The 12,224-nt window shown below is 38.6% G+C and carries 9 protein-coding genes; 6 read left to right on the forward strand and 3 right to left on the reverse strand.

The genetic code is table 11. From position 1 onward, the window contains the following. The first annotated feature begins 105 nt into the window (after positions 1-105). The 4 genes from AAHM81_RS04480 to AAHM81_RS04495 all read left to right on the forward strand — a co-directional run bounded on the left by AAHM81_RS04480 (position 106) and on the right by AAHM81_RS04495 (position 6,319). The gene (locus AAHM81_RS04480; RefSeq protein ID WP_342265298.1) at positions 106-3,882 is read left to right on the forward strand and encodes a baseplate J/gp47 family protein; all 3,777 of its coding nucleotides are present in this window, start codon (positions 106-108) and stop codon (positions 3,880-3,882) included. Then, positions 3,869-4,609 carry an adhesin gene (locus tag AAHM81_RS04485; protein ID WP_342265299.1) on the forward strand — a complete coding sequence of 247 codons (741 nt, stop codon included), beginning with the start codon at positions 3,869-3,871 and terminating at the stop codon, positions 4,607-4,609. The genes AAHM81_RS04480 and AAHM81_RS04485 overlap by 14 nt, the downstream gene beginning before the upstream one ends. Before the next feature lie 257 nt (positions 4,610-4,866). Beyond that, positions 4,867-5,136, forward strand: a complete 270-nt coding sequence (locus AAHM81_RS04490) for a type B 50S ribosomal protein L31 (protein ID WP_342265300.1) — start codon at positions 4,867-4,869, stop codon at positions 5,134-5,136. Between the two features lie 61 nt (positions 5,137-5,197). After that, a complete protein-coding gene (locus AAHM81_RS04495; protein WP_342265301.1) occupies positions 5,198-6,319 on the forward strand; it encodes a DNA polymerase III subunit delta in 1,122 nt (373 codons plus the stop codon). Here AAHM81_RS04495 and AAHM81_RS04500 read toward each other — a convergent pair. From AAHM81_RS04500 to AAHM81_RS04510, 3 genes are read right to left on the reverse strand one after another with little or no spacing between them, the layout of a single operon-like run. Continuing rightward, positions 6,297-8,225 (reverse strand): RecQ family ATP-dependent DNA helicase, encoded by a 1,929-nt coding sequence (locus AAHM81_RS04500; RefSeq protein ID WP_342265302.1) that lies wholly within the window; start codon positions 8,223-8,225, stop codon positions 6,297-6,299. The two genes, AAHM81_RS04495 and AAHM81_RS04500, sit on opposite strands and share 23 nt — an antisense overlap. A 59-nt stretch (positions 8,226-8,284) precedes the next feature. Further along, a complete protein-coding gene (locus tag AAHM81_RS04505) occupies positions 8,285-8,638 on the reverse strand; it encodes a DnaJ domain-containing protein (protein WP_342265303.1) in 354 nt (117 codons plus the stop codon). A 47-nt stretch (positions 8,639-8,685) separates the two neighbouring features. Next, positions 8,686-9,591 carry a hypothetical protein gene (locus AAHM81_RS04510; RefSeq protein ID WP_342265304.1) on the reverse strand — a complete coding sequence of 302 codons (906 nt, stop codon included), beginning with the start codon at positions 9,589-9,591 and terminating at the stop codon, positions 8,686-8,688. Positions 9,592-9,877: 286 nt separating this feature from the next. On the opposite strand from AAHM81_RS04510, the gene AAHM81_RS04515 reads away from it, so the two are divergent. Together AAHM81_RS04515 and gatA are read left to right on the forward strand one after the other, a co-directional pair. After that, the gene (locus AAHM81_RS04515; RefSeq protein ID WP_342265305.1) at positions 9,878-10,726 is read left to right on the forward strand and encodes a DUF3108 domain-containing protein; all 849 of its coding nucleotides are present in this window, start codon (positions 9,878-9,880) and stop codon (positions 10,724-10,726) included. 19 nt (positions 10,727-10,745) lie between these two features. After that, a complete protein-coding gene (gene gatA / locus AAHM81_RS04520) occupies positions 10,746-12,176 on the forward strand; it encodes an Asp-tRNA(Asn)/Glu-tRNA(Gln) amidotransferase subunit GatA (RefSeq protein ID WP_342265306.1) in 1,431 nt (476 codons plus the stop codon). Positions 12,177-12,224: the final 48 nt, after the last annotated feature.

Genomic DNA, 12,224 nt, shown 5'->3' on the forward strand with positions numbered 1-12,224 from the left:
AGTGGTTTTTAGATTAGATTACCGTCAAAGCGTGGTGATTGTCTGCTTGATCACGCTTCTTTGCTCAATATCTTAATTTTTGGAAAAAGATCATAGTTTAAATGTATGAATATTCAAAAAAAACTTAATATTTTATTTGCCGGAAGAGGTACCTGCCATACTGAACGATTATTACCTGAATTGGTAGACAACAACCTGTTGATTAGTGACCGACAATTTAGTGATCACCTCCGATTCCTCTACTTATATACTGATTTGCTCGCTTATTATGATAATAATAATCAACGAATAGACCAAAATGTCTGGCGAAAGTTTTTAGAGCAGGATGATACCGTTATACGCTCCCTTATTCTACATACCAATATCGATACTTTAAAAAAAAATATCCATAAACATTTTTTAACACTACGCAGAAACCCTACAGGAATTGCAGATAACGAGGCTATGTATAACATCTTGGTGGTGGCACAAGATTTAATCATATTGCTCGATTATTGGTATAAAAACCTATCCAATGAAGATGTAGTTCGAGCAAAATTGGATACCATTATACATGAAGAAATCAATACCAACCTTAGTAAAATATATAAGGTACTACAACAACACCGTAAAGTCAGCTCTATTCAATCCTTTATAGATTTTTCTGTTTTTCTCTATCAAAAATGCCACAATACTTCCTTATGGCGCTTAAAAACAGATCTGATTTATGATGAAATAAATGGTGCGGAGCCTAATGATGAACAAGTTATCGATAGCTTTGATGACTTTTTTGACGCTGTGTTCAATACCATTTATAAACTAAAAGAGTTGGCTGCTAGTGACTATTTCGATACGCTTTCCTCTCAAAATAAAGAGCCGCATGTGGCACTTTTGATTGCTTTTCTAGAGCTACTGCAGTATGCAGATGCCCATCTTAACCACATTCCACAAAGAACACTAGACCACTATTATAGGCATGTCCTGAAATTCAATAACAATCCTTCTATGCCGGATCAGGCTTATGTCCATTTTTTGCCTAGTCCCAATCAATCCTTTGCTTTTGTACCAGAAGGAAGCCGTTTGGTGGCTAAAAATCCAGTTAACGGAGAGGATATTTTATTTGAAACGAAAAGTAATATAACGGTCAATAAGGCTAAGATTGCTCAGATTAATACCCTATTGATTACTAAAAAATTTGATAAAGAAGGATATAAAACAGTTGAATTGGCTACTACTACCTATGATAGCCAGTTATTACAAGCGCTTCCTTTTGAATTGTTCCCTAACCCTAACCATAGTGAAATAGCTAAAATACAGTCGAACGAACAGTTGGCTGTATTGGTGGGTTCACCATTATTTTACCTTGCTGAAGGTATGCGGACCATTCATATAAAGTGGAAGTTTACCTTTGAATCTTTTCAGGTATTGCTCAATCGCAATCCAAATAAAAAAATCCTCGCTGCAGCTTTTTTAAAGCAGGTGGCAGGTATGCTGCATACCATGTCACATATACAAATTACTACTAAAGATGGATGGTTCAGCATCCCAGAAGAGTCTGTAGCATTGGAATTTATGGAGGAAGCACGTTGCCTACATATGACCATATCCTTAAATACAGAAACACCCCCAATAGATAGGTTGCCTGCTGAATACAAAGGCGGCGTAGTCAATCCTGGAACCCCCACTGTATCTGTTGGTGTACAGAATGAAGCCTCATTAACTGGTTTGTATCTCTTAAATGGGTTAATCCTTGAAACAATAGATCTAAAGGTTAGTGTGCAGGGATATCGTGGATTAGTGCTTCAAAATCAGCTGGGCATTATTGATAATAGTCAAATCTTTGAACCTTTTGGCCCGTTAGCCAAATTGGATAGTAGTTTTTATATAGGCAGCGGAGAAATCTTCTCTAAGAATCTAACAGATTTAAAAATACATATCAAATGGGATAGCATTCCTACACTAGACGGAGGTTTTAAGGCCTATTATGATGCCTATCCTACCAAGGTAAATAATGAAGACTTTAAGGTCAATATTGCTTACTTAAATCACCAACATTGGAATCCATTTTATGGCCAGAATAGGCAAATTATTCCTCTTTTTCAGGTTACAAAAAGTAATAAGGGCAGCGAGCAATTAGATGGCCTGAGAACCATTAGTGATATTGATGTGGCTGCATTACGGATCACTAAAGCAAACCATCCATTAGATGTTTCTGTTTATGGCCCAAAAACTGTAGCCGGATTTTTAAAATTACAACTATGTGGGCCAGAGCAAGCTTTTGGTCATGCCATCTATCCTAGCCTGATGAGCAGTGTACTGCTGCAAAATGCTCAGAAAAAGAAAGGCGAAGCAATAACTGTATTGCACGAGCCCTACACTCCTCGTATTAAAGCTATTACAGTTGATTACGAGGCAGAAGAGTCTATGGTACTCACTTCTCCTCCTGGGGAAGAGGAGGAAAAGTATTTAAATAGCTTTTTTCATATTTCTTCTTTTGGTTATTTAAAGACATTTCCCAGTAAATTGGCAGCTCCAGCTACATTGTTACCATTGGTAGAACAGAGAGAGTCATTTATAGCTTTTGGCATAGAAGATCTCAATAGTAGCCATCTCTCTATGCATGTAGCGATTGGTGAAAATAACCCAGACCAGGAAACCCAGCAACCAAAATGGTTTTATCTGTCTGATAATATTTGGTTACCCTTTGAGGAGGCGATTGTGGTAGATGGAACCAATGGACTATCTAAATCAGGCATTATGATTTTTGATTTATCTAATTTACCCAGCCAGGTCAATAGCAATAATACCCGTATGACTCCTGGATTAACCTGGATCAAAGCACAGTTCATGGATAAAAAAAAGGCGCTGTCTACCATAGTGGGCGTCTATATGCAAGCGGTTGCTGTCTCAAGGGTTATGGATAAAAATGGTGTTTTTTCTGCGCCTGTATTGCCTGCAAAAGCGATTCAAGAGCTCCAGCACCCTATAGAGGGCATTGAAGGCGTTCAACAACCCTTTCAAACCTTTGGCGGAAGGCAGTTCGAAAATCATCAAGCTTTTTACAGGCGGGTCAGTGAGCGGTTAAGGCATAAAAATAGAGCCATATCAGTGTGGGATTACGAACGCATGGTTCTTGAAAAATTTCCAGAAATCTTCAAAGTAAAATGCATCAATCATACCGCAAAAAGTGGACATAATATGATCAGTCCTGGTCATATAACCCTTGTGGTCATGGCTAAAGCAGATTCTAATCTAGGCATGCCCTTTGTTAGTAGGCAGCTGTTGACTGAAATTAAAAGCTATATACAAAGTGTGAGCACGCCATTTCTAAAATGTGAAGTAACCAACCCTATTTATGAAGATGTTAAAGTTAACGTTACTGTTAAGTTTAAGCCCGGATATGAAAAAGGATTGTTCTTAAATCTACTCTACCAAGATTTGCATAACTTTTTTTCTCCATGGTTATTTCATCCATCAGCGGATGTGCAATTAGGTGGCAATATACCTACTTCTAAGATTATAGACTTCATTAATAACCGTTATTATGTAGAAGGCATAGGAAATTTTTCTATATTGAAGTATTCTGGTAAGCCCCCAGACTTAAAGTTAGATAAGGTAACGACCTATGATAGTCATTTGTTTGCCGGTTATCCATGGTCTGTTATGGTTTCTTCCAAAAATCATAAGATATCTGTTGTGGATAAATTCGATGCTGCTGTGAAATTGCGTCATGGTAGCATAGGCGATATGGCTATTTCTGAAGACTTTATAGTAGGTCCATGGGAGCGTTCTAAAGAAGAGGAATTTATACCATGTGTAGATAAAGATACACCCATACCAATTTTAGAAGAATATTGTTTAATCACTAAAAAATATATTAGAACCGAGCATGGCAATCACTAGTAGAGAGGCACTAAAGAAAAGCTTTGAAAAAGGATCTATCCCTACCCAACGTGATTTTGAGGATTTAATAGACTCAATGTTTCACAAACAAGATGATAAGATTATTTCTCAAGATAATGGCTTAAGTTTGTCCCCTAAAGGGAGCTCGTCTAAGTTGATAACCTTTTTCAATAATTTGAATGACTTTAAGCCTACTTGGAGTATTGAACAATATCCCAAAAATACCCCAGATTTTGGATTTAATCTTGTCGATAAACAAGGGGAGAGTAAGCTGCTTATTCAACCGAATGGATATGTTGGTATAGGTACAACCAATCCATCTGAAAGGTTAACCGTAAATGGTAACATCAGTATGCATGGACGCAGGGGTACTTATGCTAGTGGAACAGTGCCTGGTGATGGCAATTGGTATAGTATTACCCCTCCGTTAAATGCATGCCATGCATTTGAAGTAATCGCCAAAATTGGTAAGCAGGGGCGTGGTTTATATGCGATGACCCACGCTATAGCATTAAGTACGTTTGGAGACTCCAGCAACAAAATTCATGCTGTAAAAGCCTATTATGGCAGTTTTAGAAATAAAATTAATTTGCGTTGGGCAGGTGATACCTTTAACTACACGCTACAAATAAGAACCCAACGTGATTATGGAGAAGGCAGCCTGATTAAATATTATGTGACCGATTTATGGTGGGAAGAAGAAGAGTATGAGGTGGTGCATCAATAGCATTTAACGCTTGGGCTAATCTATTCGTATGCATTCAACACTATAACTATGGTGGTAAAATGCCCCTGTAAAACGCTTTGGCCGAGGGTTTGATTTTTTGTCCACTTCTTTATCAAGAAAAAAGTGGTAGGGCATCATACTTATATACAATTATAGAATCCCCTGTTTTCTCAGGAAAAGGATATCTAAAAAATTAAGAAACTTTCTTAAATTAGCAGTATCACGCTATATAAAAAAATATATTATTTAATATACTTATGAAAAAAGAGATTCATCCGGAATATAGGCCAGTTGTTTTTTTGGATACTTCTAGTGGTGCCAAGTTTATGACCCGTTCTACTATAGCTACCTCAGAAACCATTGAGTGGGAGGATAAAAAAACATATCCTTTATTTAAAGTGGAAGTTAGCTACGTTTCCCATCCTTTTTACACAGGTAAGAAAATTTTCGTAGATACAGCGGGCAGGATTGAGCGTTTCAATCAAAAGTACAAAAAGAAAAATACTGCTATTCCAACAAACTCATAAGTGGTAAGGCCTATTAACCAATGTTGGGGAGGGCGGCTTGTAGCATATAAATTTCTTTGAGATGCAATTTGCAGCGATACCTGAGCACCATGCTTTTAAAAGCACCTTAATAAGAATGGCGGTTACAGGTAAGGTAGCTCATGCGCAGCTTTTTATAGGTCCTGCTGGTTCTGCAAATCTTGCTTTGGCATTGGCTTTTGCTACTTATTTAAATTGCAGCTCCCGTCAGGAAGATGATGCTTGTGGGTCTTGCTTTTCTTGTGTCAGTATGGCGCAGTTCACTCACCCAGATTTGCAATTGGTATTTCCTAAAAAGGCAAATAATACGATTTCGGAAGCGCAATCAGCTTATTTAGAAACCTTTCGAAATTGTCTTAAGGAGAATCCTTTTTTGACCCTAGAGGAGTGGACTGCTGCCATGCATTATGATGGCAAACAGTGTCAAATTAGTAGGCAAGAGGCTAGTAACATCATTCAGCAACTTGGCTTAAAACCTTTTATTGGGGGGTATAAAATCGTCTGCATATGGCTACCAGAGTATCTGCATCATACAGCGGCTAATGCACTGTTGAAAACCTTGGAAGAGCCGCCTCTAGGAACGGTCTTTTTATTGGTTAGCTCCAGTGGGGAAAAGGTTTTGTCTACCATTAGGTCCCGTAGCCAACAGCATACCATTCCTCCTTGTTCCCAGGAGGCGATTCAGCAACTGCTGCAGCATAAATATAGCGATTTAGATTTGCATCGATGTAAAGAAATAGCATTTTTGGCGCAAGGTAATGTATCTAAAGCTTTTCAGTTGGTCGGGCAAAGTGTTGAGGATCACTTTGAACGTTTTAGCCATTGGATGCGTAGTTGTTATAGTGGTGATTTGATCAAGCTAGTGGCACAATCTGAAGCATTTTATAAACTATCTGTTGATGCACAAAAAAGTTTTCTTGCTTATGCATTGCAGCTGATTAGGGTTACTTTATTGGGCAAGTTGGAGTGCCCAGTTCTGCCTATCCATTTGCCTGCTGAAGAAACCTTTAGCAAAAAGTTTGGCCTCAATGTGACCATGAACCAATTGAAAGAGATTATCGCACAGTTGATGCAGGCTTGTTATTGTTTAGAACGAAATGCCAATGCAAAAATGGTTTATGCCCATGCATCTATTCAAATCGTCAATGCTTTTGGTGCTGTTTAGCCAAGCTGATTTGTAGCTGGCCAGGGTTCTCATAGTATATTTCTTTTGCGTCTAGCATCGTTCTTATAGTATCTAATAGTGCTTTTTCTTTTTCAGGGGCAACCGACGCTATTAGTTTTTTAAGATCCTGTTTACCATGCTTAATGGCGTTTATAATGTAATTGCGTCTTGCAGCCATAGTGCTATGATCTATCGTTTCAGCTGCTTTTCGTTTACAAATATCGCATTGGTGGCAGATCGATTCATCTTCATCAAAATAATCTAATAATGTGGCCAGCCGACAACGCCGGTTATTGGTAACGTATTGTATAACTGCTTCTATTTGTTGATAAGCTGTTTTGTTTTTTTGCTCGATTTTATGAACTGGTAAGGGCAGTTCAGCAGCAAGATAGCGTGGTGTTAAAAAAGTAATTTGTGCATTGGCTTTTTGTGGAAGGTACTCCAACACCTTTAGCCGATGCAAAGCATATAATTGGTCTTGCACCTTGTATGCTGTAATCTGGATCAACTGGGCTATCTTTTTTTCAAAGATGGTACAATATGGTGTAAAAAGTGTACCACCATAGAGCCTTAAAAGCGCTTTGATGCATATATCATAAGCAGGATGGCGGAGCTGAAATGCATATAACGCTTCTCTGGATAGTAGAAAATAGACTCTAGATGGTTGGTAATAGGCTTCATTGAGCTGTATAAACCCTTCTGATTCTAATGCTTTTAGCCCATAATAGGCTTCTTTTGTGTAAAGCCCAGTTGTGTTCTTAAAATCCTCTAAGTCAAAATCATAGGTTACAAAAGCATGGGAACCTACTGCGATTTTATAGTAGTTAACTAGATGTTGGTAGACCTTTCTTACTTGGTCAATAGTGGGATAACTTTCTTTCCACTTTTGTTTTAAATGGGCAATATCTTGTAAATCATACCAAAGAATAGCATAAGCTATGGCGTTGTTCCGACCAGCTCTGCCTGCTTCTTGGCAATAGGCTTCTAAGGAAGCAGGTAGGTCTAGGTGGGCTACTAAAGAAACATCTGCTTTATCAATCCCCATACCAAATGCTGCGGTAGCCACCATAGTTCGTACTTTATTTGCGCTCCATAGCGCTTGTTTCATAGCTCTATCTGCCATGGTTAGGCCAGCATGGTAAAATGCACTGGTGATGCCATTGTTATGCAAAAAAGTAGCAATGGTTTCTGTTTTTTTGCGTGTGTTTACATAGATGATAGCTGGTCCAGTGGACTGTTGTAGTGCCTTGAGCAGTTGTGTTTCTTTTTGTTCTGTTTTGCGTACCCAGTAGACTAGATTGGGTCTATGAAAAGTTTGTGTAAAAAGGAGTGGATGGTTCAGTTGCAAACGATCTTGAATATCCTGTTTAACCGCTTTTGTGGCAGTAGCTGTAAAGGCCACTGTATTGGCCTTGGGAATCATTTGCTTAAAGTGGGCAATTTCTAGATAAGAAGGTCTAAAATCATATCCCCATTGGGAAATGCAGTGGGCTTCATCTACTACCAGGGTAGTAATAGACATGTTAGGTGCACGAAGCTTAAAAAGATCGGTTTGCAATCGTTCTGGGGATACATACAATAACTTTACGTTACCATATACACAGTTATCTAGGCTGCGTTCTATTTCTAAACTAGACATCCCCGAGAAAATGGCTTCTGCATGAATACCCCTCTGAGCAAGTTGGGTAACTTGGTCCTTCATAAGCGCAATAAGTGGCGTAACGACAAGGGTTAGCCCTTCTTTGCACAAGGCTGGTAGTTGAAAACAAAGTGACTTCCCGCTACCAGTAGGTAAAAAAACCAATGCATCTTTGCCGTCTAGAATGGCCGTGATGATGGCTTCTTGAAGGGGTCTAAAAGCATGATACCCCCAATGTTTGCTTAGTAGGTCATAAATTTTGTCCATGGTTGAGGGTAACTGTCTATTACTTTAGCATGGCCTTTTGTCGGCTTTCTGGTGCAGTGTTAATCGGGTTGGTGACGCTTTAGGCGTGGTCCTATTAAATCCCATGCTTTTTTTACTTTATCGAATTCAGCAGCACAATTGTGCTGTTTTTCTAGGTTCTTATCTGGATGATACTTTCTAGCTAGTTTATTGAAAGCCTGCCTTGCCTCTTCATATGAGGCATGTTTATGAATCCCTAAGGTTTTATATGCTTCATCTATTTCGTGTGCATAGAGGGTAGCATCTGTTTTATGATTGTTCTTTGACTCCTGGGAATGGCTAACTTTCGGAGTGGTATATGTAAGGATTATATAACCAATTGCTATAGCTGATGCCGAGATTAGCCCATAAAGAAAAAAATTTCGTAATTGCATAACGACTTCATTCAAGTTTATCGTTTTAATTTCGTGCTCTTTTTGCTTTAACCTATACTTGATACAATGCCAAGATAGGTTTTTAGTAATTTTATATCATCATCTTCTTCTAACCTTACTTCGTATAAAATATCTTTCAATTGCTTTATTCCATATGGTAATATCTCTAAGAAATCCTTATAGCTTAAACTATATGGAGCATTTGCCAATTGATCGACCAGGTTTAAACTCTCCTTAATGACTTGTCGGTTCTTTGTATATTTATATAACTGAGAACACTTTAGTTGCTCTTTGTGCTTGTTCTGAATATTGTTCCATAGCGCCCAGCCAGTTGGATGGCCGTCTTCCGCCCATTTTTTTAGATTCAAACACAACTTTTTTAGACTAATATGCAGTTTATTGGTTTTTTCTAAAATAAAACAGAGCAATTCTTGGTATGCTAGTGTCGGCTTATTCAGATAAATAGTTCCTGGCTTATTATGCCTTTCTATTATGCATTTTTCAAATGCCTGCATTAGGTTGGCATCAGCTTGGAGTTTTTGGGCTGCTACTATAAGCTCTTTTTCATTTGTGGCTGTAGCTGTTTTAAATAGGAGGCCCAATTTACCATAGTAGTCTTCTAAAGGTAGGGTATTGTGTCCTTTTTCTTTTAGAGTTGCTACTATTTTTGCTGGTATTTCTGCAAAAAATTCCTTCCAGATGGCATATGGCTGTTTTTCTGTACCAGTTATTAGCCATTTAGGGGCGTTAGTTGCTAGTTTTTTGCTCAACTTGGTAATGACATCGGTTGGCAATATCGTCATGGTATCTTTTAGCAATGTGCGTTCGTTCAGCTCATAGGGGTTCTGTGTATAATAACCCTCTTTGTCTTGATCTATGTATCCACTGTCACATTTGGCTCCACAGACAAGAAGTAGCGCAACACTATGGCTAAAATATTTTTTCAAATTCATTTTTGTAATAGTAATATAATCAATCATTATACCCGCTTGGTGCGGTTTTCGTGGTTTATATATAATCTTGGTGTTACTGAATCCTCAAAAGAGGTCTGGTGAAGATTTGACCAATATAGTTTTTTCTCCTTTTTTTTCCTATTTCCAGCCCATATTTTTTTATGAATAGGTGGACGGACAGGGCGCCTATACGAAGGAGTGATTTGGCCAGGTGCTTTTTTTATTGTAGATTTAGAGGCTATAATAGTTGCTGCATTTTGAATTGTTTTAATATTTTCTGATACTTATGCTGGTAGTACAATACTTTAAAAAGTTGTTTTTCTGTTGTTTCATGGGTGCTTTTTTAAGCAGTACACAGGCTAAAACTGCGAGTGGAGTAGTACCTCCTTTTCTTCGAGGAGAATGGCTCGAGTATCAAGTATACTATAGCTTTATACATGCTGGTACAGCCACTATGTATGTGGATGAGGAATTGCATCAGCTCAATGAGCATGTTTGCTATAAGATTCAAGTACAAGGTACTTCAAGTGCTGCATTAGGCATTCTAGGCTTTAAAGTGTTGGATACATGGGAAAGTTATTTAGATGTAGATTGTGCCAATGCATTGCGACCACATAGATGTGTGACCCACCTTCAGGAAAATGGTTATGTAAGAAAAGAACAGGTTGACTTTGATTATCAAGCGCAAAAAGCTACGATTAACGTAGCTGAAAGTACCCGTAATATGGAGCATGAAGTTACCTATCATCCCATTCCGAGTACAAAAACCATTAAAGATCTGATCGGTGGCTACTATGGGTTGCGCTCCATTGATACTACAAAGTTAAAACCAGGTGATAAGATTGTCCTAACGGTTTTACATGACCAGCAGCTCTATGAAGATGTAGCGATTCTATTTCTTGGAAAAAAAACCATTACTACTAAACTAGGCAAAACATCAGCGTTGGTTTTTGCACCTTTGGTACCTATTCAGGATAGTATATTTTCCGGTTCGCGCCCGGTGGAAGCATATGTTTCGGATGATGTTAATAAAGTGCCGATCAAATTAAAGGTTAACCTAGTAGTAGGTGCAGTAGAAATAGAACTCACAGGTTACAAAGGCCTGAAAAAAGATATTCATTTCCAACCATCTTAATCTTTATAATATTGTATATATGCTTTGCCATCCTTATTCTTTTAATGCACTTCGTCCCTTACTTGCATCACAAAAAGTTACTTCTATAGAAGTAGTTAGGCAGTTCTTGCAACATATCCATACCCAAAAAGACTTGAATGCTTTTGTAAATATTTATGATCAAGAAATAGTAGAACAGGCTGAGGTAGTCAACCAGAAAATAAAAGCAGATAAGGGGGGGGCATTGGCTGGAATGGTTATTGGCTTGAAGGATATGGTTGCCTATAAAGACCATCCCCTACAGGCTGGCAGTAAAATTTTGACCAATTATATCTCGCCATTTGATGCAACAGTGACAGAGCGACTTTTGGCAGCTGATGCATTGATTATTGGCCATCAGAATTGTGATGAGTTTGGCATGGGTTCCTCTTCAGAAAATGACTATTTTGGTACTGTACTCAATCCTTTAGATAAAACAAGGGTCGCAGGTGGTTCTTCGGGTGGATCTGCAGCAGCTGTAAAAGCAAAAATGTGTCATGTCTCTATTGGAACTGATACAGGTGGGTCTGTTAGGCAGCCTGCTGCATTTTGTGGCCTTGTAGGCCTCAAACCCTCTTATGGCAGGATTTCTAGACATGGGCTAGTAGCTTATGCTTCTTCTTTCGATACGGCTGGTATCTTTGCCCATACAGTAGCAGACTGTGCCAGTGTACTGGAGGTAATAGCTGGCCCTGATGCATTTGATGATACTGCAGCTGCCAAAGAGGTGCCCTGTTATACCAGTGCGTTGGATCACCCAGGACCTTATAAAGTGGCTTGCTTAGCGGGAACCCTAAGCAATGGAGGGTTACAACCAGAAATAAAGGAACATACATTGCGTAGCTTGGAACTTTTAAAGAAAGCAGGGAACCAGGTAGATAATGTTCACTTTGAGCTACTTACATATGCACTGCCTACGTACTATATATTGGTAAATGCCGAAGCAAGTACCAATTTGGCCCGTTTTGATGGCATTCGTTACGGTTATCGAAGTAGCCATGCTACTACGCTGGAAGAGGTCTATACCAAATCAAGAACGGAAGGATTTGCTAAGGAGGTGAAAAAGCGGATTATGTTAGGTGCCTTTGTATTGAGCGATTCTCAATGTGAAACGCACTATGTCAAGGCATTAAAGGTGCGTAATATGATTAAAAAAGCCATGCAAGATATCTTGAACCATTATGATTTTATCATATTGCCTACCACTACTACTACCGCTTTTAAGGTAAATAGTTTTGCAAGTAATCCATTGTCCATGTATTGGGGTGATCTCTATACCGTGCTGGCATCTGTAGCTGGCTTACCGGCTATTTCTTTACCAAATGGAGTGGACCAAAAGAATTTGCCTATTGGTATACAAGTGATTGGTAACTACTTTGAAGAAGCCAAACTACTTGCCTTTGCAAGCCAGTTTGAAGCTATTGTGCAATAAGGAGTTTGTATCTTACTTTTTGCTTGATAAAGAAGTAAGTAAAAAATC

The organism is Cardinium endosymbiont of Philonthus spinipes (assembly GCF_964030745.1).
Classification (GTDB): Bacteria; Bacteroidota; Bacteroidia; order Cytophagales; family Amoebophilaceae; genus Cardinium.